The 24,760-nt window shown below is 48.8% G+C and carries 14 protein-coding genes and 1 pseudogene; 13 read left to right on the plus strand and 2 right to left on the minus strand.

Annotated elements, in window-relative coordinates:
- The first annotated feature begins 4 nt into the window (after positions 1–4).
- From L0M14_RS06155 to uxaC, 7 genes are all read left to right on the plus strand, one after another.
- On the plus strand, positions 5–1,555 hold the full coding sequence (locus L0M14_RS06155) for a fumarate hydratase (RefSeq protein ID WP_235121318.1): 1,551 nt from the start codon (positions 5–7) through the stop codon (positions 1,553–1,555).
- Positions 1,556–1,668: 113 nt separating this feature from the next.
- Positions 1,669–3,465, plus strand: a complete 1,797-nt coding sequence (pnpS, locus tag L0M14_RS06160) for a two-component system histidine kinase PnpS (protein WP_235121319.1) — start codon at positions 1,669–1,671, stop codon at positions 3,463–3,465.
- Positions 3,466–3,561: 96 nt separating this feature from the next.
- On the plus strand, positions 3,562–4,278 hold the full coding sequence (locus tag L0M14_RS06165) for a response regulator transcription factor (RefSeq protein WP_235121320.1): 717 nt from the start codon (positions 3,562–3,564) through the stop codon (positions 4,276–4,278).
- 201 nt (positions 4,279–4,479) lie between these two features.
- On the plus strand, positions 4,480–5,562 hold the full coding sequence (locus L0M14_RS06170) for a Gfo/Idh/MocA family protein (RefSeq protein WP_235121321.1): 1,083 nt from the start codon (positions 4,480–4,482) through the stop codon (positions 5,560–5,562).
- Between the two features lie 218 nt (positions 5,563–5,780).
- Positions 5,781–5,996 carry a hypothetical protein gene (locus L0M14_RS06175; protein ID WP_235121322.1) on the plus strand — a complete coding sequence of 72 codons (216 nt, stop codon included), beginning with the start codon at positions 5,781–5,783 and terminating at the stop codon, positions 5,994–5,996.
- A 278-nt stretch (positions 5,997–6,274) separates the two neighbouring features.
- On the plus strand, positions 6,275–6,499 hold the full coding sequence (locus tag L0M14_RS06180; RefSeq protein WP_235121323.1) for a cold-inducible protein YdjO-related protein: 225 nt from the start codon (positions 6,275–6,277) through the stop codon (positions 6,497–6,499).
- Between the two features lie 191 nt (positions 6,500–6,690).
- Complete coding sequence (gene uxaC / locus L0M14_RS06185) at positions 6,691–8,091, plus strand: glucuronate isomerase (RefSeq protein ID WP_235121324.1); 1,401 nt, start codon at positions 6,691–6,693, stop codon at positions 8,089–8,091.
- Positions 8,092–8,148: 57 nt separating this feature from the next.
- Here the strand turns inward: uxaC and L0M14_RS06190 are convergent, their stop codons facing one another.
- Complete coding sequence (locus L0M14_RS06190) at positions 8,149–8,976, minus strand: helix-turn-helix domain-containing protein (RefSeq protein WP_235121325.1); 828 nt, start codon at positions 8,974–8,976, stop codon at positions 8,149–8,151.
- Between the two features lie 182 nt (positions 8,977–9,158).
- On the opposite strand from L0M14_RS06190, the gene L0M14_RS06195 reads away from it, so the two are divergent.
- The 6 genes and pseudogenes from L0M14_RS06195 to L0M14_RS06220 all read left to right on the plus strand — a co-directional run bounded on the left by L0M14_RS06195 (position 9,159) and on the right by L0M14_RS06220 (position 24,009).
- Positions 9,159–10,445 (plus strand): Gfo/Idh/MocA family protein, encoded by a 1,287-nt coding sequence (locus L0M14_RS06195; RefSeq protein ID WP_235121326.1) that lies wholly within the window; start codon positions 9,159–9,161, stop codon positions 10,443–10,445.
- A gap of 224 nt (positions 10,446–10,669) precedes the next feature.
- Positions 10,670–12,175, plus strand: a complete 1,506-nt coding sequence (locus tag L0M14_RS06200) for a transposase (protein ID WP_235118066.1) — start codon at positions 10,670–10,672, stop codon at positions 12,173–12,175.
- Between the two features lie 187 nt (positions 12,176–12,362).
- Positions 12,363–21,613 (plus strand): annotated as a pseudogene (locus L0M14_RS06205) (amino acid adenylation domain-containing protein).
- A 22-nt stretch (positions 21,614–21,635) separates the two neighbouring features.
- Positions 21,636–22,019, plus strand: coding sequence for an AMP-binding protein (locus L0M14_RS30910; RefSeq protein WP_260115443.1), 384 nt, complete (start codon positions 21,636–21,638; stop codon positions 22,017–22,019).
- Positions 22,012–23,295 carry a non-ribosomal peptide synthetase gene (locus L0M14_RS30915; protein ID WP_260115444.1) on the plus strand — a complete coding sequence of 428 codons (1,284 nt, stop codon included), beginning with the start codon at positions 22,012–22,014 and terminating at the stop codon, positions 23,293–23,295. Before L0M14_RS30910 ends, L0M14_RS30915 begins: the two co-directional genes overlap by 8 nt.
- Before the next feature lie 27 nt (positions 23,296–23,322).
- Complete coding sequence (locus L0M14_RS06220; RefSeq protein ID WP_235121327.1) at positions 23,323–24,009, plus strand: 4'-phosphopantetheinyl transferase family protein; 687 nt, start codon at positions 23,323–23,325, stop codon at positions 24,007–24,009.
- Between the two features lie 76 nt (positions 24,010–24,085).
- Here L0M14_RS06220 and loaP read toward each other — a convergent pair whose 3' ends face one another.
- Positions 24,086–24,757 (minus strand): antiterminator LoaP, encoded by a 672-nt coding sequence (gene loaP / locus L0M14_RS06225; RefSeq protein WP_235121328.1) that lies wholly within the window; start codon positions 24,755–24,757, stop codon positions 24,086–24,088.
- Positions 24,758–24,760 lie beyond the last annotated feature (3 nt).

Consider the following 24,760-nt stretch of genomic DNA (forward strand, 5'->3'; position numbering starts at 1 on the left):
TGTTATGCAGCAATTCTATCAAAGTGTCTATGATCTGATTGTCGAAACCTCTACGAACCTGCCGGGCGATGTGCGCCGTGCTGTTCAAGCTGCACAGGAGCGTGAGGATGATGGAACGCGTTCCGCGCTATCCTTATCCCGCATTGCCGACAACATCCATATGGCGGAATGCAATGTGTCTCCGATTTGCCAGGACACGGGCATGCCAACGTTTATTATACACTGTCCGGTCGGAGCAAACCAAATCATCATGAAGAAGCAAATCCTTGAGGCTGTTGCGCAGGCAACCAAGGACAGCAAGCTTCGCACAAACTCGGTAGATTCATTGACCGGCGCGAACACAGGAGATAACCTGGGTCCGGGAACTCCGGTTGTTCATTTCGAACAATGGGAACGGGACGATATCGAGGTGAAGCTGATTCTGAAGGGCGGCGGCTGTGAGAATAAGAACATCCAGTACAGTTTGCCGACTGAACTCGAAGGATTAGGTAAAGCAGGACGCGACCTGGACGGCATTCGCAAGTGCATCATGCACGCGGTCTATCAAGCGCAAGGCCAAGGCTGCAGCGCAGGCTTCATCGGGGTTGGTATTGGCGGTGATCGAACAAGCGGCTATGAGCTGGCGAAGCATCAGCTGTTCCGTCATGTAGATGACGTGAACCCACATCCGGAGTTGCGCCAATTGGAAGAGTACGTAATGGACCATGCCAATACACTGGGAATTGGTACAATGGGTTTTGGCGGTCAAGTAACGCTGCTTGGATGCAAAGTAGGCGTGGCGAACCGTCTGCCGGCAAGCTTCTTCGTATCCGTTGCTTATAACTGCTGGGCGTTCCGCCGTCAAGGTGTCGTGCTCGACGCTGCGACAGGTGAGGTTAAAGATTGGTCCTATCCGCGCGGTACGGAGGTTTCTTTTAAAGAAGCCTATGAAGCCGGACAAACAGCGGCTGCAAGTGAAGAAGAGGAGACTCGGGAAATCGTTCTGACGACGCCAATCTCCGAAGAGCAGATCCGTTCCTTGAAGGTTGGAGACGTTGTTGTCATCAATGGAACTATGCATACAGGACGCGATGCGCTGCACAAGTACTTGATGGATCATGATTCACCTGTTGACTTGAACGGTGCGGCAATTTATCACTGTGGTCCGGTGATGAGTAAGGATCGAGACGGCGAGTGGCACGTGAGGGCAGCCGGACCGACAACAAGTATTCGCGAGGAGCCTTATCAAGGCGATATCATTAAGAAGTTCGGCATTCGCGCGGTCATCGGCAAAGGCGGTATGGGAGCCAAAACGCTCGCTGCGCTGAAAGAACACGGCGGCGTGTATTTGAATGCGATCGGCGGAGCGGCTCAATACTATGCACGATGCTTTAAAAAAGTAGAGGGCGTCGACTTTATGGAATTCGGTATTCCGGAAGCGATGTGGCATTTGAAAACAGAAGGTTTTGCAGCGATTGTAACGATGGATTCTCACGGCAACAGCTTGCATGCGGACGTGGAAAAGAGCTCCCTCGAAAAGCTAGCCGCTTTGAAAGAGCCAGTGTTTAAAGCATAAATCTTTACAAAAAAATAACTGGATTTGGCACGGAGGAAAGGGTTACTATGTAGAGTAGCCCTTTTTCTTATGGAAATCTTAGGCTCTTTAGTCCGATAGGAGGTCCAAAGCGGATGCTCAAATTCCGTGCAAAATTAACGTTAATCTTACTCCTGCTGGTTGGCTGCTCCGTGCTAATTGCAGGCTTGTTCATGGCGAAGGTGCTTGAAGATTCGCATATTGAGGCGCTCAAGGAGAATATGCAGCGTGAGCTTGGCTTAATACAATCCATGGGTGATTGGAACCGGACGGGCAGCGAGCAGGAGCTTACCCGGTACTATACGGAGCAAGCTCATAAGATCAAGATGAGCTCCAAGGCTAGGTTGACCTATATTCGCTCAGACGGTCTCGTTTTGGGGGATTCGGACGAGGATCCTGCCAAGATGGACAATCACCGCCACCGCCCCGAGGTAGAGGATGCAGCCAGAACCGGATTCATCGGCTACATTACGCGATATAGTGCGACTTTGAAGCAAAACATGCTTTATGCAGCTATTCCGTTACAAAACGGCTCAGAAATCACCGGGTACCTCCGGATTGCCTTAAGCTTGGAGCAGGTGGAGTCTTCGATTCGAAGCCTATGGTATTTTCTGATTGCGGGCCTGGGAATTCTCTTTGTTGTTGTCGGTGGTGTGAGCTACCGGATTGCTAGAGGAATCACCAGACCGATTGAGAAAATGACCAAGGTTGCCATGCAAATTACGAATATGAATTATAAAGCGCGTGTGCCGTCCTTGGGTAAGGATGAGGTTGGCCAGCTGGGACAGGCAATTAACCGGATGTCGGACAGCCTGCAGCAGCAAATGGAACACATTAAAGAGAATGAGCGCAGGCTTCAGGGCGTTCTGGAAAACATGATGAGCGGGATCATGATGATCGACCGCTCCCAGCATATTGTGCTGCTTAATCCGTCGGCCGAATATTTACTGGGCTTTACTTCACAAGAGCTCCTCGGTAAAAAATACACGGAAGCGAAGCAGCAATATGAGTTTACGAAGCTGATTCAGGAATGCATCGAGACTAAGGAAGCGATTCGGGAGGAAATCATCTTCTATTACCCTTCGGAGCGGATATTGGAGCTCACGATTAATCCGGTCTCTCATGAGGAAGAAGAGTGGGCAGGCGTTCTGATCGTGCTTCACGATATCACGGCGGTGCGAAGACTGGAGAGAATGCGAAGCGAGTTTGTGGCGAACGTGTCCCATGAGTTGAAAACACCGATTGCAGCGGTCAAGGGCTTTGCCGAGACTTTGCTGGCCGGGGCCCTGAACGATCGGGATACTGCAGAATCGTTTCTTCATATTATTTTCGATGAAAGTGAACGCCTGAATCGTCTGATCGGCGATATTCTGGAGCTTTCCAAGATAGAATCCAAGCGGATTCCAATGAATTTTTCACCTGTTTATGTGCCTGAATTTTTAGATCGTACCGTTAACGTTGTCCGCACGGAGGCGGAGAAGAAGAACATAGAGCTTAACGTGCAGGTGGAGGATGATATTTACCTGGAGGCTGACGAAGACAGGCTTAGACAAATTTTTATCAATCTGCTTTCCAACGGCATTAGCTACACACAGGAAGGCGGCAAGGTGAGGATTAAGGTGGAACCGCTCGATTTGAATGCCCAAGGGGATTATGAACGGCTTCGCTTTATCGTCTCCGATACAGGCATCGGGATTCCGAAAAAAGACCTGCCTCGCATCTTTGAGAGGTTTTACCGTGTAGACAAGGCAAGATCTAGAAGCTCAGGAGGTACGGGACTTGGCTTGTCCATTGTTAAGCATCTTGTGGAGCTTCACAAAGGGAACATCCGTGTGGATAGCGAGGTTGGACTCGGAACCAAGTTTATTATCGAGCTTCCCGTTATCCACTAATTTACATCGAATTGATAAAAACTTTACAATCTCTTTACATTCTAGTGCTAACATGTACATATAGAGTATTAATATTCTGTAAATCCGGGGGATCCCATGGCTCAAAAAATTTTGGTAATTGAAGATGAACCGACCTTGGCCCGATTACTCTCGTACAATCTTACGCAGGAAGGCTATCATACGAAAGTTGTCGATCATGGGGGAGATGGGCTTCAAGAGGCGCTGCAGCAGTCTTACGATCTGATTGTATTAGATATTATGCTGCCGGGTTTAAACGGCTTTGAGGTGCTTCAGAAGCTTCGGCAAAAGGGCAGCACGACGCCGGTTATCATTTTGACCGCACGGAATGCGGAAGAGGAAGTGGTTCAAGGCCTGAAGCATGGAGCTGATGATTATATTACGAAGCCGTTCGGCGTCGCAGAGCTGTTAGCCCGCGTATCCGCTGTACTGCGCAGAACCCAGTCTGAAGATCCTTCAGCAGGGGGGGCGAAGTCGTCCGAGAAGGTCATTCAGGCTGGAGAATTGTATATATATCCGGAAAAGTATGAAGTGGTGCTGGGTGGTGAGTCGATCCCTCTTCGTCCCAAAGAGTTCGAGGTGCTGCTCTATCTGGTTCAGCGTCCAGGTGTTGTCGTGACCAGGGATGATCTGATGAATATCGTGTGGGGATTTGACTATATCGGAGGTCAGCGTACCGTAGACGTGCATGTAAGCTCGCTGCGCAAAAAGCTGGAAATGAATCAGCAATCGGTACAGATTGATTCAATCCGAGGCGTTGGATATAAATTGATTGCGAATCTTGTCAAAAAATAATGAGCCTGGGGCTGCTGAGAGGAAGGCGGCCCGGGCTCATTTTTGTTTCTCTGACGTTGCATGGACAGAAATGACACAATCGCATACAACTTGCGCCAGATCTGAAATATTCTTTTTTTCGATTTTGTTATACTTTGGTTGTACAAGGTAAATGATCATAACAAACCGACTTTTATGTACATAACCAAGGAGGAACTATAGATGTCTAACACCTATCGGGTAGCCATTATTGGCTGTGGCGGTATCGCCAACGGCAAGCATATGCCCAGCCTGCAAAAACTGGAGCATGTTGAAATGGTCGCGTTCTGCGACATCATTCCGGATCGAGCGCACGATGCGGCCGGTAAGTACGGCAAGGGAGAAACGAGTGTATATGAAGATTACCGCGAGTTGCTGAAAGACGGCTCCATAGACGTTGTGCATGTGTGCACACCGAATGACTCCCACGCTGAGATCACAATTGCAGCACTTGAAGCAGGAAAACATGTCATGTGCGAGAAGCCGATGGCGAAGACAGCCTCCGACGCTAGAAGAATGGTGGAAGCTGCTAAGCGAACTGGCAAGAAACTGACCATTGGTTATAACAACCGTTTCCGCAGCGACAGCCAGCACCTTCACAAGCTGTGCGAAGAAGGAGACCTTGGTGAGATTTATTTTGCGAAAGCTCATGCGATTCGCCGCCGTGCCGTTCCGACATGGGGCGTGTTTCTGGACGAAGAGAAGCAAGGTGGAGGTCCTCTCATCGACATTGGTACACATGCGCTCGATTTAACGTTATGGATGATGAACAACTACGAGCCTAAGGTTGTCCTAGGGACATCCTATCACAAGCTGTCCCAGCGTGAGAATGCTGCCAATGCGTGGGGGCCGTGGGATCCTTCCAGGTTTACTGTCGAGGATTCGGCATTCGGTATGATTACGATGAAGAACGGTGCAACGATCATGCTGGAATCCAGCTGGGCGCTTAACTCACTGGAAGTGGATGAAGCCAAGTGTACGCTTTGCGGTACGGAGGGCGGAGCGGATATGAAGGAAGGTCTGCGCATCAACGGCGAGAAGCACAGCAAACTCTTCACGACGAATGTAGAGATGAACGCGGGCGGAGTAGCCTTCTATGACGGAACCGAGGAGAATGCGCCTGACCTAGAAATGCGTTTATGGTTCGAGGCTATTGATCAAGATCTGGAGCCGGTCGTAACACCGGAGCAGGCTTGTGTCGTATCAGAGATTTTAGAAGCTATTTATGAATCCGCGAAAACCGGCAAAGCGGTTTATTTTGATTAAAACTTTCCATTTCCTAGGAAATAAAATCCCTCCCAAGCCTAGAAGGGCGAAGGAGGGATTGTTGTATTTTCGCTTGTAGGTCGGCATACGATTTGTGCCCTATCTTTAGTCAAAAATAGAGCAAAAACGACAACGATAATCGACTGACTCTCTACCGAGGCCGTGCTATTCTATGAAAACCAGCACTACTCATAGTGACGAGATAGGAGATGATGTTTTTGGCAAAGATGAACATCTTATTTAACATGAAGGCAATTTCCGTATATTTTATCGGCACGGACCAGAAGCTCATCCCGGCGCTCATTCATGCGCTGCGCAACAACAAGCTGACAATGCTAAAGATGATTCAATCGTTAGAAAGAGTGGACTTATTTCATAGTGAAGCTATCTTATATTCCAGTGATGGCAATAAAGCGAGAATTCCTATTTTTTAAAACAGAAACACATGACATGATACGATAAACAACTCGCTACTTGATACATAGGCATTGTAACGGTGCCCGAGCAAAGAAAAGCTGTCGATCAGATCCTTAGCAGGATGTGAACACGATGGCTTTTTCTGATGAAAATCTATGTTATGAACCTATGGTTAATTATGTCGAGTTGTGACAAATGGCCAACCATTTATCTCGGGCACTTGCTATTCGTCTTGATCTGTATAATAATAAATAGTCTAGAAAATGAAATGAGAAACAGGGAGAACATGAGAGAAATGCCTACTTCAACTACAGACGAACAGAAGCAAGAGCTGGAGCAGATCGAGATTTGGAAGTGCAAACAGGCCGATTGCAAAGCTTGGGTACGTAAAGAGTTTGTCACGGAAGAATTGCCTGCATGTCCGCTATGCAAGACACCAATGATTCGGAGCTATAAGCATGTTCCGGTTACGACAAAGAAGACGAACAAGAAGTTTATCATGGGTAAAAGACGGTTCTAAATAAAGACCGCAGCAAGAAATGAGCTTTGTCCTCCGCTGTTTGACAGTAGAGGCGAAGTTCATTTTACGTTTTGGAGTCAAAATATGCATATTCCCAAATATAAAAAAGCAAGAAAGAACAAGATTTTTTATGGAGACTTGGTTACAATGAATAGCGAGCAATCAGGTTCAGAAAGGTGGAAGCCCGGATTATGAAAACTTTTTTAAATGATAACTTTTTGCTGCAAACGGACACGTCTGTGCGACTCTTTCACGAATATGCGAAGGACATGCCGATTATTGATTACCATTGTCACCTAAGTCCGAAAGAAATTTATGAAAATAAGCAATTTACCAATATCACGGAAGCTTGGCTGTACGGAGATCACTATAAATGGAGACTGATGCGCGCCAATGGCGTAGAAGAAACCAAAGTTACAGGTGATGCAAGCGATTATGATCGTTTCTTGGCTTGGGCGTCGACGATGCCGATGGCCATCGGAAATCCGTTGTACCATTGGTCGCATATGGAGCTTCGCCGCTATTTTGACGTTCATGAGATCATCAATGCAGAGAATGCTCCGGTGATTTGGGAGAAAGTCAATGCGAAGCTGGCGGAAGGAAACCTGCGTGCCCGTGACTTCATTACAAAGTCGAACGTAACCGTGATCTGCACAACGGACGACCCTAATGATTCACTGGAATATCATATCAAAATCAAGGAAATCGAAGGCTTCAACACACAAGTGCTGCCATCGTTCAGACCGGACAAAGGCTTTGAAATCAACAGACCGACCTTTGTGCCTTGGGTACGCCAATTGGAGCAGGTCTCGGGCATCACGGTTAACAGCTATGACAGTTTCTTGGAGGCATTGGAAAGCCGCGCTGAATTCTTTAACTCCGTTGGCTGTAAAGTGTCCGACCATGCGCTGGATTACGTTCCTTATGCACCGGTTACACGGGAAGAAGCAGCCGTTATTTTCCAAAATGCGCTTCAAGGCTTGCCTGTTAGTCTGGAAGAAGAAAAGCAGTTCAAGACCTATACGCTTGTCTTCCTTGGCGGCGTGTATCATAAGCTGGGTTGGGCGATGCAGTATCATATTAACGCATCCCGTAACAACAACGCTCATATGTTCAAATTGATCGGACCGGATACGGGCTACGATTCCATCAACGACAGCTCCGTAGCTGCAGGACTTACAGGACTGCTTTCCGAATTGGCGCTTAACGAAACTCTGCCAAGAACGATTCTGTACTCCCTGAATCAGAAGGATAACGATATTCTTGCTACATTGATGGGCAGCTTCCAAGGTGACGGCATCCCTGGTAAAATGCAGCTGGGCTCCGCATGGTGGTTCAACGATACGAAGGACGGCATGGTACAGCAAATGAAGACTCTGGCCAATCTTGGGCTGCTGGGACGCTTTGTAGGAATGCTGACGGATTCCAGAAGCTTCCTCTCTTACACACGTCATGAGTATTTCCGTAGAATTCTTTGCAATATCATTGGCGAGTGGGTAGAGCAGGGCGAATTTCCGGAAGACGAAGCGCTGCTGAAACAGCTGGTTCAAGGTATTTCGTACAACAACGCATTAACTTATTTCGGTTTCTAAATAAAAGAAGAAGACCTGAGCATGCGGCTCGAACCGCTATCAGGTCTTTTTTCTGTGTCATGATTTAGGCGCCCGCATCAGCTTGCGGCATTCAAGAGGTGTCTGCTTCGTTACTTGCTTGAAGACACGACCGAAATGCGCGATGCTGTCAAAGCCGGATAACTCAGCGATATCAATCACTTTGAGCTTGGTTTCCCGAAGCAGCTTCTGGGCCTCACGGACCCGGATATTGTTTAAATATTCGATGAACGAGAAGCCGCTCGTTTCTTTAAAAATACGGCAGAAGTAGCTCGAGCTAATGTAAAAGGTCTCCGAAATATGCGCTAATGTAAGCCGGTTTTTGAAATTCTGATTGATATAGCTGATAATTTCCAATATTTTATCGTTTGGCACATGAGGCTGTTCGGTAGAAGGTGCGGCCTCACTCAGTAGTCGAGAGCAAAAAATAAGCAGTTGAACGAGCATAGAGCGGCTGTTCAGCTCCCAACCCGGTCTTCGTTCTTGCTGCTCCTTCAGCAAGCTGAAAAGGATGTTCTCGACAAAGGAGCGATTCGTTGTCTGCAATGCGATGACCGGCTGCTTGCTTGCAAATGGAGTCCGAAGCAGCGCCGCCATGTCATCGCCCTGCACTTGATCAAACCAGGGGTCGTCCAAATGGAGCAGAATCCGTTCATGGTGAGGCGCTCCAGCATCATGGGTTCTATGCAGATTATGCTTATCAATGAAAACGAGATTTCCTTCTTCAATGAGATAGTTCCGGTCTTGGATGAAATAATAACGGTTACCGTTTAACAAATAATACATTTCATAAAAGTCGTGAAAGTGATGGATCGGCATGGAGAAACGTTCGTCTCTGCGCAACCGTTCGATTTCAAAACCGCTCAAGGGTTGACCACCTCTCAGTATACATACATCATGTAGTTTCGTATAGTATATCAATATATGCAAAGAATGTCTTCAATAAGGTAATATTCGATTAGAAAATGATCAAATATTGTAATAATCTTGAGATATACCAAATGCAGTTAACCAATCCAGTTCATCAGTGAAAGGGGAATATATATTCCATGAAAAAGCGATATGTTCAGGTGGGAACAGGCGGACGTGCAGAGTTTTTCTACGGAGCGATTGTGAAGGATTTTCAAGAGACCTCAGAGCTTGTCGCGATCTGCGACGTGAACCAAACAAGAATGGATTACACCAACAGTTTGTTGGTGAATAAATACGGATATCACGAAGTACCAACGTATAAAGCGGATCAGTTCGAAGAGATGATTCGTGAGCATAAGCCGGATTATGTCATCGTCACTTCGGTGGACCGTACGCACCACAATTATATAATTAAAGCGATGGAGCTTGGCTGCGATGTGATTTCCGAGAAGCCGATGACGGTCGATGAGGAGAAATGCCAGGAGATTCTGGATGCAACGAAGAGAACAGGACGCAACCTGCGTGTGACGTTCAATTATCGTTATGCGCCGCATAATACGAAGATCCGCGAGCTCATTATGGACGGCGTGATCGGCGACGTGCATTCGGTTCACTTCGAGTGGCTGCTGAACACGCAGCATGGCGCTGACTATTTCCGCAGATGGCATCGTGACAAGCGCAACAGCGGCGGTCTGCTTGTACACAAGTCGACGCATCACTTCGATTTGGTCAACTTCTGGCTCGGCTCCACTCCGCAAACCGTATTCGCAATGGGCGGTCTTATGTTCTATGGCAGAGAAAATGCGGAGAAGCGCGGTGTTACCCAGTTCTATCAGCGTGCTACTGGCAATGAAAACGCAAAGAACGATCCGTTTGCACTTCATTTAGATCAAAATGAGCATCTAAAGGGCTTATACCTCGATGCGGAGCATGAAGACGGCTACCAACGCGATCAGAGCGTATTTGGAGATGGAATTAACATCGAGGATACGATGGGCGTAATGGTTCGCTATAACAACAAAGCGATTCTCACTTACTCGCTCAATGCTTACCTGCCATGGGAAGGCTTCAATGTCGTTTTCAACGGCAGCAAGGGAAGAATTGAAATGCGTGTCGTCGAGCAATCGTATGTAAACTCCGGCGGTAAGAAGGAAGATGAGGGTGCGCTGAAGGAGAAAACCATCAAAGTATTCCCGATGTTTGCGGCGCCTTACGCAGTGGAGATTGAAGAAGGTGTTGGCGGTCATGGTGGCGGAGACCCTGTTCTGCTTCGGGATATATTCGATAAGCCATCGGATGATCGTTTCCACCGCGCAGCTTCTCATGTTGACGGGGCTATGTCGATTCTGACTGGCATCGCGGGTAATATATCTTTACGTACCGGTCAGCCGGTTCAAGTGGATAAATTAGTGAAATTCGATTAATTCGAAGATTGGCAATAAGCCGCTTCCGCGTGATGAGTCACGAAGAAGCGGCTTATTGTTTACTTGATACATGAGTTATGCAGTTGAAGTAATTTATTGGTAGTTAATCTATGTCAAAAATCTTACGTCCAACTAAAAAAACACTTGACTTTTGAAAATCACCACAATAATTGCGAAGGATACCTTAACCAAGGTGTTACTTCAAAATTACAGGTGATTTTCCAATGAAAGCGTTAAAAAAACCGAAATATCGGGATTTACAATTGAGTGAATGTGCGGGCGCCCCTATCTTGCGTACCCTTTGGGAGAGGTTTGATATTTCGCTCCTCTTAACTCAGTCTGGCATGATGAAGCGTAGCGGAACGCCGTCCTGGTTGCTATGTTTTCTCTATGTGGTGGGTCTCATTTCTAATTGCTCTTCCGTTGTTCAAATGGCCGATTTGGCTCAAAAGGACTCTTTATTAAAAGTTATGTTTAAGCCATGGAAACTTGCGCAGTATACCATGAGCCGTTTTTTTACGACTTCGTTTCCATGGAAAACATTTGGTAAAAAGCGAATTGAGCGCCTTCAGCAGGATGGGCAAACAAGGCTGAAAGAAGGGGATGTCATAAATCTAGATGACACGCATTGTGCGCATCCGTATGCTAAACAACTCCCTTTTTTATCATGGCTTTTTGATCATTCTACGAAAACATATTCATGGGCGATGAATTTGGTTGTCATTCAAGCTGTCTTACAAAGTGGGCTAGAGTATCCCTTGTTCTATTCGATTTGGCATAAACCTGAAACCAAAGGTGAGGGTCTTACGAAGTTGGATCTCGCCAAGCAAATGCTCTTGATGCTGCGTGAATCCGTGAAATGCCGATTATGGGTAGCCATGGACCGTTGGTATTTGTGTAAGGATTTTTTCGTGTTCCTGGAGTCAAATCAGTTTGATTGGGTAACCAAAGCCAAGCGAAATACGGCTTTATTTCGAAGGGAAATCGAGCCTCTTACTCGAAGAGAGCGTTACGTACCGTTGACTCCCAATATGCTTATTCGAGAAGTGTTTAAGAAGCTAACAAGTCACAGAACATCAGGTCTGGTATCCATCGCAATTCCAGATATCTATATGAAACAGCCCTATACCGTAACCAATCGTAAAGGAAAACAAGTCACCAAACAAAGATATGTTCAGATTGCCGCTGTTGCCGCCATGCGTTTAAAGGAAGACGAACTCTCGATACATGTAGAATCTACGGAAGATGACGAATCCCCAGCTACATACAGAGGGGCTTATCTTCTCATTAGTAACCGCTACGATGCACCGAAGGAAGCTACACAGACGTATGTGAAACGCTGGCGTATTGAGGTGTTTTTTCGAACTGCTAAGCAGGAACTGGCTTTTGAAAAGTGCCACTCCGAATCCGAAGCGCATCACCATGCCCACTTCGAGCTATTATTTACAGCGGAGACCTTGCTGGGCGTTGCCTTATTTGAAATGAACAAAGAAAAAACGAGTGGAGATGAAGGCTGCACCCACGGCGAAATGGTCCGCAGCCTTTTCCACACTCGTTGCCAAACTCGCAAAAGAACCTACAAAGGTCATGAGCGAATCTACGTTGATTTTGACATAGAAGTGAAACGTTTTGCAAGACTTATTCGATTATTTTGGCCACAGCATTATTTAATGCTTCTTTGGGTTACACCTAAACCACAAAATTACCAAGTGTTACCACGAGGTGCATAACTCATGTTTGGTAAAAATCGTTGAATGATTTTAGTTATATTTACATATTAAAAATGTTTTGGAAGCGTGTTACATTATTTTAAGCTGTAAAACCATTATTACCTGGTTTGCAGAACAGAGGCAGTATCCGTCTCCTCAAGAGAAGACGAAAACGACGAAAAAGGATGTGCTAGGTTAGATGCCCCCCATGAAACAAACCGTAGTTTATCCCCTCACTCATGCACAGCGTAGAATTTGGTACACGGAACAATTGTATCCACAGACGGACTTGAATCGGATTATGGTTAGCAGTGAGACTGAACAAGTTATCAATTTCACTGTAATGGAGAAGGTCATTCGCTGTTTTATCCAGCAGCAAGATTCCTTTTGCCTACGATTAACGCGCGTTCATGATGAAGTTTGCCAATTTTACCATGACGGAAATGATTATGAATCTATTGAGACCCTTACGTTGGAATCTCAATCAAGCCTAGAGGAGCTGATAGCACGCAAAGAAGATTTCCAAATAAAGAGAGTGGAGTGTGCATTATACAAAATTTATTTGTACCAAATCGGTGAGCGAAGCGGGCTCATCGCAAAATTTCATCACATAATGGCAGACGGATGGTCCTCGGCTGTGTTCCTCGATTTCGTATGGAACGAATATATCAGACAGATGGAGGAAGAGGGAGGAGATACATTCAAGTCCCCGGAACGTATTCCTACGGGATCGTACCTCCGTTACATGGAAAGGGAACAGGAGTATTTGGCTTCAAAGCGTTTTAGCAAAAACGAGAGATTCTGGATGGATACATTCCAGACGCTGCCAGAGAACTGGCCGACTCAACATCCAACCTTAGAAGCGGCAAGAAAGACCATCGCGTTGGATAAAACGAGGGAGGGAGCTGTTCGTAGTTTCGTCCAAAAGAAAGGGATATCGCAGCATGCTTTTTTCATGACGGTGTTCTATATCTATCTGAGCAGAGTGGAGCAATGCAGCGACCTCGTGCTAGTCACTCCTGTATTCAACCGTTCGGGACGGGAAGAGCGCGATTTGTTTGGCATGTGTACAAGCACGATGCCTACTAGGCTCAAGATCAGCTCGGATGAGCCTGTCAGCAAATGTTTTGAACAGGTGTCCGCTGAGCTCAAACGATGTTATTTTCATCAGAAATATCCTTTCGATCTCCTGGTTCCCTCTCTTAGAAAAAACGATCCCTCCTTGAATCAATTGTCCCACTACGGGATCAACTATTTGAATCATGCTGTTGCTGACAGACTCAATGGAATTCCTATTGTTACGCGGTGGTATTCAAGCGGGTTTCAGCAGGAATCACTGACCCTACACATCGTAGATATGTCAGGTGAGCATTTTCAAATCATTTACGATTACAAGACCGAGTTGTTTACGGAGCAGGATATGGATCTTATCCATGAAAGACTGCAATCCATCATCGATCAAGTGGTCTGCGAATGCGGCCTTACAGTCAAGGATGTTGAGATTTTGTCTGATGAAGACCGAAGGCAGATTCAGGAGTGGAATAACGATCCATTCAAGCTATATGCTGATGCCAAACCCGATGTTCCCGACATTCCGCAGACCACGATTCATCATCTCTTTGAAAAGCAAGTCGAGTCGACGCCTGATGGAACGGCCTTTCTCTTCGGAGATAAAAGATGGACGTACCGCGAACTAAATACCAAAGCTGATTTGTTGGCAGCGCTGCTAATCAGGAAAGGCATAGGGGCGGAGTCTGTCGTCGGTCTACTGTGCGAGAGATCGCTGCAAATGGCAGTCGGTGTGCTGGCGATCTTAAAAGCAGGCGGCGCCTATGTACCTCTCGATCCGGCACTGCCTATGGAGAGGCTTCAGTACATGGTGGAAGATAGCGGTGCTCGTCTTGTCATCGCACAATCACAGGTAACGGCCATTGATGGGAGTGTCCCACATCTTACTTTGGATGATGAAGCTCAAGCCGAGGAGCCAACCGCTGCCAACCTTCCTGCATTCGGCGAATACAAGCACGCTGATTCCAGATCGCTGGCTTATATCATCTACACCTCAGGTTCCACTGGAAAGCCAAAAGCGGTAGAGGTCGAGCATGGCGGAGTCGCTAATATGTTGGAGTGGAGAAAAGCCAGATACGGTATGGGACCTTCCGATAGGGCCTTGCAGCTCTTCTCTTTCGCGTTTGACGGCTTTGTGGCTAGCTTCTTCACGCCTTTGATTTCAGGCTCTTGCGTGGTACAGCCATCCGAGGAAGAGGTCAGAGACGCTGAAGCGCTTTGCCGCATGCTGCGCGACTACAAGGTCACCCACTTGATCTCAGTGCCATCTTTGTATAGATTGCTTCTTGAGCAGTCGAAGCCGGGAGAGTGGGACACACTTCGAAGCGTGACGCTGGCAGGAGAGGCTTCCCAGCCTTCTTTGATTGCGGCAAGCGCAGCCAAACATCCCCTGGTGGAGCTTGTTAACGAGTACGGTCCGACGGAGAACAGTGTACTTGCCACGGCCACACTCTTGGGCTTACAGCCTGGGAAGCGGGTCACCATCGGTAAGCCGATTGCCGGGGTGCATGTCTGCATATTGGATGATCGGCAGCGGATGCAGCCGATCGGAGTGGCGGGAGTGCTCTGCTTGGGCGGGCGAGGCCTTGCCCGTGGGTACCGGAACCGGCCGGATCTGACGGCGGAGAAGTTCGTACCGCATCCGCTCGTTCCGAGTGAGCGGATGTACCGGACGGGCGACGTGGCTAGATGGCTGCCTGACGGTTCAATCGAATACCTGGGCCGGATCGACGACCAGGTGAAAATCCGCGGCTTCCGCATCGAGCTCGGGGAAGTAGAAGCACGGCTGTTGGAGGTAGCGGGCATCCGGCAGGCCGCAGCGGTAGTCCGGGAAGTGGATGAACACAACAGGTTATATGCTTATTATTCGGCGGACCGCATTTTTTCCGCAGCAGAATTGCGCGTGAAGCTTTCGGCGGTACTGCCGGATTATATGATTCCGTCGCAGTTCATCGGCATGGAACAGCTGCCGATGACGGCCAGTGGCAAGGTGGATCGCAGAAGTCTTCCCCAATCGCTGGTGCATCAAGATAAGGGAGAATACGTGCCGCCATGCACCATCGTCGAGCGTCAGCTCGCGGCAATCTGGCAGGAGGTGTTGGATGTTCCGCAGGTCGGCTTGCGGGATCATTTTTTCGCGCTTGGCGGTCATTCGCTTAAAGCAATGACGCTGGTTTCTAGGATGAATCAGGCACTCGGCGCCGCAATTACCGTGCGGGATGTGTTCAATCACTCCGTTCTGGAGGAGATGGCGAAATTCGTGGAGCTTAGCGGAACCAGCTCGTATGCCTCTATTCCTCTGACACCTGCAGCTCCTTATTATCCGCTATCCTCTGCACAAATGAGGATGTATGTGCTGCAGCAACTGGAAGGAGTCGGCACATCCGTCAGCTATAATATGCCTGCTGCATTGCTGCTCGAAGGTGAGCTTCGAACGGAACGGCTGGCGGAAGCCTTCCGAGCCTTGGCCGTGCGCCACGATGCGCTGCGAACTTCGTTCCAAGAAGTGAACGGCAAACCGGTTCAAGTTGTGCATGATAAGGTAGAGCTGGAGTTGGAGATAATTCAACAGCCGATACAGGATCTGATGCCGGCTCCAGAGGAGACACAGGCACAGCAACTGCAAACACAACCATTATTTCCGGCTTCGGAGAAAGAGTCCGCAGAGCGACTTTTCCGAAGATTTATCCGACCGTTTGACCTTAGTCAGGCACCCTTGCTGCGGGTGGGACTGGTCCGGTTGGAGGAGAATCGGCACCTGCTGCTGATCGACATGCATCACATTGTGTCTGACGGGGTGTCGGTGGCCACGATTACCTCAGAGCTCGCAAGACTGTACGCGGGAATGGAGTTAGATGAGGTACGCATCCAATACAAGGATTACGCTGTATGGCAGCAGGCGTTCCTGCATAGCGAGGATTACCGCAAGCAAATGAGCTATTGGCAGAACAAGCTCACGGGTGATCTGCCTGTGCTTTCGCTGCCGGAAGACCGTCCGCGGCCGGCGAAGCGCAGCTACGATGGGGAGTCGATCCGCTTCTCGATCTCTGGAGAAGAAGCTGCGCGATTACATAAGCTTGCGCAAGAACAAGGGGCAACGCTCTACATGGTGCTGCTCGCAACTTTCAGTATCCTGCTTTCCAAGCTGAGCGGACAGGAGGATATCGTCGTCGGTACGCCAGTAGCGGGAAGATCGCATGCGGAGCTGGAGGGTGTCATCGGTATGTTCGTCAACACGCTCCCGCTGCGTATGCAGCCGGAAGCCGGGAAGACGTTCGCAGCTTATCTTCACGAGGTGAAGGAAACGGCTTTGTCCGGGTTCGATCACGGGGATTGCCCATTCGAGGAATTGGTGGAGCATTTGGGCGTCAATCGGGACTTGAGCCGCAACCCGCTCTTCGATGCCATGCTGGTACTGCAGAATATGGAGAGCACCGAGCTGGAGCTGGACGGTCTACGGATCAGGCAGTACGCCTACGATCTGGCTGCTGCCAAATTCGATATAACGCTGACGGTGACGGAACGTAAAGAAGGTCTGGATTGCTCGCTGGAATACGCTTCTGCGCTGTTCGATCGTTCGACGATAGAACGCTGGGCTGAATATTGGAAGGTGTTGCTAGAAGAAGCAGCGTCTAATCCGAACAATGAGATCGGATGGCTTGATATGCTTCCGGCATCGGAGAAAGAAGGACTGCTCAAGGAATGTACACTATCACAGCTCCAGGCTATGCCGCCCGCGACAATTCATCGTCTCTTCGAAGAACAAGTTGAGCGGACACCGGATGGAACGGCCTTCCACTTCGCAGAGCAGCGTTGGACGTACCGCGAATTGAATGACAAAGCCGAACGGCTTGCTGCGCTTCTAACCGAGAAAGGCGTCGGGGCGGAGTGCGTGATTGGTCTCCTGTGCGAGAGGTCGCTGGAGCTAGCGGTCGGTGTGCTGGCGATTTTAAAGGCTGGCGGCGCCTACTTGCCGCTTGATCCGAAGCTGCCGAAGGATCGTCTCCAGTATATGCTGGTGGACAGCGGCGCCAGGCTTCTGATTGCTCAGGGTCATATAACTAAGCTGAACGGCAGCGGTGTTCCGGCTCTTTATTTAAATAACGAGGCTGAGGCTGATGAAGCTGAGGTTGCTAAACTTCCTCTCCTCGGTGTGCATGCTCCGGCAGCTTCCAACTCGCTGGCTTACATCATCTATACTTCAGGTTCCACAGGACAGCCCAAAGCGGTAGAGGTGCAGCATGGCGGAGTCGCCAACATGCTGGAGTGGAGAAAAGCGAGGTACGGACTCTGCCCTTCCGATGTGACGCTGCAGCTCTTCTCCTTCGCGTTCGACGGCTTTGTAGCCAGCTTCTTCACACCTCTAGTCTCAGGCTCCTGCGTGGTACAGCCGTCCGAGGACGAAGCCAGGGACGGCACAGCCCTTGGCGGTATGCTAGCAAGCCTCAACGTCACTCACTTCATCTCGGTGCCATCCTTGTACCGGGCGCTGCTTGATCAGTCGGAACCAGGAGCTTGGAGTAGGCTTCGAATCGTAACTTTGGCTGGGGAGGCAACTCAGGAATCTCTGGTTGCGGCAAGCTTGGCGAAACACGGCCATGTGCATCTGGTCAACGAGTACGGTCCGACGGAGAACAGCGTACTGGCTACCGCTACCCTAAATGGCGGCATGAAGCCTGGGGAACGGGTTACAATTGGCAAGCCGATTGCAGGGGTGCAGGCTTGTATTCTCGATAGTCGAATGCAGATTCAGCCCATAGGTGTGTCCGGGGAGCTATGCTTAAGCGGATTAGGGCTTGCCCGGGGTTATCTGAATCGCCCGGAGCTGACGGCGGAGAAGTTCGTGCCTCACCCGTATTTTCCGGGAGAACGGATGTATCGAACAGGCGATTTGGCCAGAAGGCATTCTGATGGTTCCATCGAATACATGGGCCGTGTGGACGATCAGGTCAAAATCCGCGGTTTCCGCATCGAGCTCGGCGAGCTAGAAGCGAAACTGCTGCAAATCGGCGGCATTCGTGAAGCGGTCGCAGTCGCCGTATCCGTGCAGGGGGGCGACGGTCATAATCAGTTGTGCGCGTATTATACAGCGGAGCGTGCTATCAGCCCGAGCGAGCTGCGCAGTCAATTATCCGGTATGCTGCCACATTATATGGTGCCATCCTTTCTGCTGCAGCTGCCTAAGCTGCCGCTGAATATGAGCGGTAAAATCGACCGCAAGGCACTTCCCGCGCCTGACCCGCAGGAAATGAATCGAGACGAATACGTCCCTCCTCGTACTCCTGAGGAAAAGCTGCTAGCGAAGATTTGGGAGGAAGTATTGGCTGCCAAAGGGGTTGGCGCATCTCATCACTTCTTCGATTTGGGCGGAGATTCAATCAAGTCTATCCAGATCGCAGCCAGGCTGCATCAGGCAGGATATAAGCTAAAGCTGACGGATATTTTCCGCAATCCGACGGTCGCAGAGATGAGTCTTTGTCTCGAGCCGACCTCCGTTACTGCCGATCAGGGGGAGATCCAGGGCAGCATTCCTTTAACGCCGATTTTCAAGTGGTTTTTGTCTAGTCAGAAGGACATTCATCATTTCAATCAGAGCGTCATGCTATTTCACAGCGGCAGGTTCGATGAGTCTGCGCTTCGACAAGCGGCGGAAAAGTTGGCCGCTCATCATGATGCACTTCGTCTTATCATCCGTTCTACCGACGGAAGCCACAAATTGTGGAACAGAAGCATTGATGACGGTGAACGATATGAGCTTGCCATCTTTGATTTGCGGGACATCTTGGATGTGGCGGGAGCGATCGAAGAAAACGCCAATCGGATTCAGAGCAGTATCGATCTGGAACGAGGCCCGCTATTCAAGCTTGGAGTGTTTCAGTGCAAGGACGGAGATCATCTGCTCCTCGTAATTCATCACGCTGCGGTTGACGGCGTGTCGTGGAGGATTCTTCTGGCGGATTTGCAGAGCGCTTATGCTCAGGCGCTGCAGGGCAAGGACATCGCCCTCCCCGCCAAAACGGACTCCTTTCAGGCTTGGGCACAAGGAATTACCAACTATGCCGGTTCTGAGCAGCTTAGGCGGGAGCTTGATTACTGGCGCGACGAGATGCGAAAGCCGGTCGCCAAGTTGCCAAAAGACTTTGCCCAGGACGGACTACCCAAGCGACACGATCAATCTCTTAGCTTGCAGTGGACGGAAGAAGAAACGAGCCTGTTTCTGAAAACAGCTCACAGGGCGTATCGTACAGAAGCGAATGATCTTCTATTAACGGCTCTTTCCAATGCTGTAAGTGACTGGAGCGGTGAGGACGACATACGGATTACACTGGAAGGCCACGGAAGAGAGCCTATCGGGCAAAATCTGGATATTACCCGTTCCGTAGGCTGGTTTACCAGCATGTATCCTGTCACGCTGTCTCTGAGAGGCGTTCATGGCTTGAGGCAGCGGATCATTTCGGTGAAAGAACAGCTGCGCCGGATTCCAAATAAGGGGATCGGATATGGTGTCTTGCGCTATCTCTCTTCTTTCGGAGAGGGGTTGAACGGGGCGGAGGAGTCGGAGATTCTTTTCAACTATCTGGGTCAAGGAGATTGGGAGCAGCAGGCCGGCAGCTTCAGCCTCTCCCCTCATAAGCCGGGCAGCTCGCAAAGCCCTCATGCGACAAAGCATCAGTCCCTCGATATCTCCGGTTGGATCATTCAAGGGAAATTGGAACTGACGATTTCATATAGCAGTGAGGAGTATCGTCAGGATACAGTGAAGAGGCTGGGGCAGTTGCTGCAAGCCTCGTTGAGTGAAATCGTTCACCACTGCGCGAACAAGGATCATCCGGAACTGACGCCAAGCGATCTTCTTATGAAGGGACTCAAGGAACCGGTACTCGAGAAGCTGCTTCAGCGAACCGCTGCCGTCGGCAAAATCGAAGACATTTACCCGCTGACTCCGCTGCAGCAGGGTATGTTGTTCCATGCGATAGCTGATCCTGGGGACAGAGCGTACGTCCAGCAAATGCGCATGACGCTTCATGGCAGACTGGACTGTGAATTACTGCGCTGCTGCTGGGATGAATTGCTGCTCAGGTACGACGCGCTTCGGATGAATTTTCTCCAAATGCCAGGCGAGCAGCCTTTAGGTCTGGTTTACCAAAATAGAAACATCGGATTTACCTTCGAAGACATTCGGAATTTTGACGAAAACGGCTGTAAGACGCATGAAGACCAACTGGCTGTGGAGTATTTGAAACAAGGCTTCGATTTGGAGTGCGATCCGTTGATGAAGCTTTTGGTGCTTAGAACCGGAGATGAGCGTTACCGCATTCTCTGGACCTTCCATCACATCGTGATCGACGGTTGGTGTTTGCCGATCCTAATGCGAGAAGTCTTTCAATTGTATGAGGCGTACAGCAAGGGGAACTCCTCGCCGCTCCCTCAGCCTATCCCTTTTCGGGAATATGTCAAATGGCTGGATACGCAGGATGTTGAATCGGCTAAATCTTATTGGACGCAGTATGTGTCGGGCTATCAGGAAAGCTCGCTGATTCCGGGCAAAACCCGCGAATCCGGCCCTTATTACGCCAAAAATCTCGTTCTGCCGGTTGGAGAGGACCTGAGTGCGAGATTGGTACAGCTCTCAAGGAACGTGGATTCACACTCAATACGCTGTTCCAGGCGGCTTGGGGGATTTTGCTGCAAAGATACAATCATTCCAATGAAGCCGTATTCGGCACTGTCGTATCTGGCCGTCCGTCGGAAATCGAAGGCATCGAATCGATGATCGGACTCTGTATTAACACGATCCCGGTCAGGGTCCGCTCCGATGAAGGAATGAAGGTGACCGACTTGTATAAGGCAATTCAGGAACAGGCGTTAGCCTCAAGTGCTTATGATACGTATCCGCTGTATGACATTCAGGCACAAGCCGAGCATAAACAGGATTTGATCAAGCATTTGTTTGTCTTCCAGAACTATCCTGTAGAAACTAGCATGAAAGGTACCATTGTGCAGGGGACAGATGGTATCACGCTTTCCGAAACGCAGATGCATGAGCAAACGAACTATCAGCTAAATGTGGTCGTTCTTCCCGGAGACAACTTCATGCTCCGTTTCTTGTATAATGCACGTATCTACGATATTCCCATGATCGAATCGATCAGAGGGCAGCTCGTTCATTTACTCGAACAGATGGTGAAGAAACCGCACCTACCCGTGCAAGAGCTGGAGCTGCTGTCTCCAGAGGAGAAGGTCCGGTTGCTGCAAAGCGTTTATGCAGGCAGCGTAGAATCATCTCCTGCTACGATACAAGAGTTGTTTGAAGCTCAAGTTTCGAGAACACCGAACGCTTTAGCTGTCGTCTACCGGGAAAAGGGAGCTGACTTATGCCGAGCTGAATGAATCGGCCAACCGAATGGCTCGAGTGCTGCAACATAGGGGCGTCACTCGCGGACAAATCGTTGGCCTTATCTTGGGCCGTTCGGAGCGATTTGTGCAATCCGTGCTTGCCGTGGTGAAGGCCGGCGCTACCGTGCTTCCAATCGATCCGGGGCTTCCAAAGGAACGTATTCGGTACATGTTGGAGAACAGTTGTCCAGCTCTCTTGATTGCGGAAGATGCCGAATTGAACCAAGAGTTCCATGCCATCGGTGGATTTTCATTCGATGCATGGCTTGCGTCAGCAGCTGATCAGGAAGTGTCCAATTTGAATCCTGGCACAACCTCCGATGGGCTGTATGTAATCTATACATCGGGTTCCACGGGAACGCCGAAAGGAGGTGCTTTTGGAGCAGCGCACCATGACTAATCTGATTCTGGCGCAGAGGGAAGAAAATGACCCAGTGCCTTTGGGTTCCCGTGTGCTCCAGTTTGCCACGATTTCCTTTGATGTCTGTTACCAGGAAATATTCACGGCTTTGCTAAGCGGTGCGCAGCTGCACATAGCATGGGAGGAGCATAAGCAGCATCCGGAGAGACTGATTGAATTCGCAGTTGATTGCGGCATTCAAACGATGTTCTTTCCGACGTCCTATCTAAAGTTTTTGGCTTCGGAAAAAGGACTCCTGGAAAAGTTGGCGAAGGGACACTTAAAGCACTTGGTCGTCGCAGGCGAACAACTGGTGGCGAACCATAATCTGAAGCGGTTTGTACGGGAAGCTGGGGTCGTGCTGCACAATCACTACGGACCGTCGGAAACACATGTCGTCACCATAGCTTCACTGACAAGTCCCGATGAGAGCGGGCGGGACATCCCGGATGTGCCTACGATTGGAAAGCCGATTCAAAATACTCGCATCTATATGCTTGGCCCAAGCGGAAAGCTTCAGCCGAAGGGAGTACCGGGAGAGCTCTGTATAGCTGGCGTTTGCTTGGCCAGAGGGTACATTGGTCTACCGAAACTGAATGCTGAAAAGTTTGTAGAAGACCCTTTCTTCCCGGGAGAGAGGATGTACCGGACTGGGGATTTGGCAAGATGGCTGCCTGACGGGACAATTGAATACTTAGGGAGAATGGATAATCAGGTTAAAATTCGAGGATATCGAATCGAACTGGGGGAAATCGAATCCCGATTGCTAGCAGTTGACGGGATCAGAGAAGCGGCTGTTATTGCGAAGGAGGATAACACTGGTCAAAGCCATCTGTGTGCCTATTACACGGGCGACCGCCCGATTCGTCCAGGTGAACTCAGATCGATTCTGTCCCACACGCTGCCCTCATACATGCTGCCTTCCTATATGATTCAGTTACCGCTCATGCCGTTGAACGCCAACGGCAAGGTAGATCGCAGGGCGCTTCCGGAGCCGGACTTGTCGGCGTCTCTGACTGAATACAAGCCGCCTGTGACGGAGCTAGAGCGCAAGATTGTGGACATTTGGTCGCAAATCCTCGGTATTGAACGCATCGGAATGCTGGATCATTTGGAAGATTTGGGGGTTAATTCATTAAGCTACATGCGAGCGATTGTTGCGCTCGAAGAGGAGTTTGGCTTCGAATTCGAGGATGGGGATATGAGTGCCGGGCGTTTTGTTACCGTCGCCGATGTCACGGCATCTGTGGAGAAGCGGATGCGTGTGAATGTGTAACGGCTTGGCCTCAAGGAAAGCTATCAAATGACGACGCGAATTACGGTATTAAAGTTACCTGTTTCTTTGGATCCTCAATACTTGGAAATGCTTCTCCAAAAAGCAAGTGCAGAGAAACTGAATAAAATCAAAAAATTTCATAAGACTCCCGATTCCTATCGTTCGTTATTGGGAGACTTGCTTGTTAGGGCTATTGTATCTACGGAGTACAATCTGCCTAATGAACAGATCCACTTTGGCTATCATCCGTATGGGAAGCCCTATCTTCTTTATCAACCGCATTTCTCTTTTAATCTTTCGCATTCCGGCGATTGGATTGCCCTGATTTGGAATACAACGGGTTCAGTAATCGGAGTGGATGTTGAGCAGATAGGGACGGCCCATATAAATATTGCGAAACAATTTTTTTGCCGTGATGAATATATGGATTTATTAAACAAGGATGGGATCGAACAAACGGAGTATTTTTTCAAACTCTGGACCTTAAAAGAAAGTTATATGAAAGCAAGGGGGATGGGCTTATCCATCCCTATGAATTCATTCTCCTTTAAGCACAGCAAAGAAAACTTCTGGTTCTCACCTCAGGCTGATGACTATTATTTTTACAGCTGTCACTTGGATGCAATGCATCTTCTTGCTGCTTGTACCCAAGAAGATGATCTGTCCCGCCAGATTGTTGAAGTTCCGCTAGCATTTATTCATTGTCTTTGGTAATTCATAGGCTCCCCATAAAAAGGAGAAGACTTGTTAAATAGACTTCTTGCTTTTAGGGGAGTTTTCTTTTGGCAGACTATAAAGAATTGATCAACTCAATGCCTACATCGACCAGTACTGTAGTATTGACCATGTTTAATAATATTTTTGCACGCTTCTTATGCTTATCGATCTTTTTGATAATTCCTTCTTTGCCTGTTAGGGGTCCAGATACAACGTGAACTTTTGTACCGTCAACGTATATTTTTGAATAATCGATTACATCATCATGATTTAATAAATTTAAAACGGTTGACATCTCTTCATCCGAAACTCGTTGAAAATAGAGCGCTTCATCAATGGGATCGTCGAACCGCAATTTTGGACATTCGGTAGAGTCCGGATTGCTTTGATTCATGTGGCTTCCTTCAGATATTTGCTTGTCCCGAGGATTTAAGTAATTTAAAAATTTGTATATGTAAGGGGCTTTGCATAATTGATAATAAATGGAAAAAGTAATGGACGTCGTTTGTACAAAAACGTACCCAGGATAAAGGGTTTTAATGACATTATGAGTTTCACCTGATTTTTTCTCCGGCACTTTCCTTCGTGGAATCATGCATCGTACCCTGCTGGAATCAAAATACTTACTGATGTAGCTCTTGACTGTAAACTCTCTACCGCTTTGAACAAAGATAACATACCAAGCCAGAATGATCACCTCGATAGTATTTCTCCATAAGCAAGTTTCGTAGATGAGAAAAAACATGGA

It is taken from the genome of Paenibacillus hexagrammi (genome assembly GCF_021513275.1).
Taxonomy (GTDB): Bacteria; Bacillota; Bacilli; order Paenibacillales; family NBRC-103111; genus Paenibacillus_E; species Paenibacillus_E hexagrammi.

Excerpts from the sequence above, each read along its gene's own strand:
- L0M14_RS06200 (WP_235118066.1), top strand. The coding sequence starts at position 10,670 with ATGAAAGCGTTAAAAAAACCGAAATATCGGGATTTACAATTGAGTGAA.
- pnpS (WP_235121319.1), top strand. The coding sequence starts at position 1,669 with ATGCTCAAATTCCGTGCAAAATTAACGTTAATCTTACTCCTGCTGGTT.
- loaP (WP_235121328.1), bottom strand. The coding sequence starts at position 24,757 with ATGTTTTTTCTCATCTACGAAACTTGCTTATGGAGAAATACTATCGAG.
- L0M14_RS06220 (WP_235121327.1), top strand. The coding sequence starts at position 23,323 with ATGACGACGCGAATTACGGTATTAAAGTTACCTGTTTCTTTGGATCCT.
- uxaC (WP_235121324.1), top strand. The coding sequence starts at position 6,691 with ATGAAAACTTTTTTAAATGATAACTTTTTGCTGCAAACGGACACGTCT.
- L0M14_RS06180 (WP_235121323.1), top strand. The coding sequence starts at position 6,275 with ATGCCTACTTCAACTACAGACGAACAGAAGCAAGAGCTGGAGCAGATC.
- L0M14_RS06170 (WP_235121321.1), top strand. The coding sequence starts at position 4,480 with ATGTCTAACACCTATCGGGTAGCCATTATTGGCTGTGGCGGTATCGCC.
- L0M14_RS06195 (WP_235121326.1), top strand. The coding sequence starts at position 9,159 with ATGAAAAAGCGATATGTTCAGGTGGGAACAGGCGGACGTGCAGAGTTT.
- L0M14_RS30915 (WP_260115444.1), top strand. The coding sequence starts at position 22,012 with ATGACTAATCTGATTCTGGCGCAGAGGGAAGAAAATGACCCAGTGCCT.
- L0M14_RS06155 (WP_235121318.1), top strand. The coding sequence starts at position 5 with ATGCAGCAATTCTATCAAAGTGTCTATGATCTGATTGTCGAAACCTCT.
- L0M14_RS06165 (WP_235121320.1), top strand. The coding sequence starts at position 3,562 with ATGGCTCAAAAAATTTTGGTAATTGAAGATGAACCGACCTTGGCCCGA.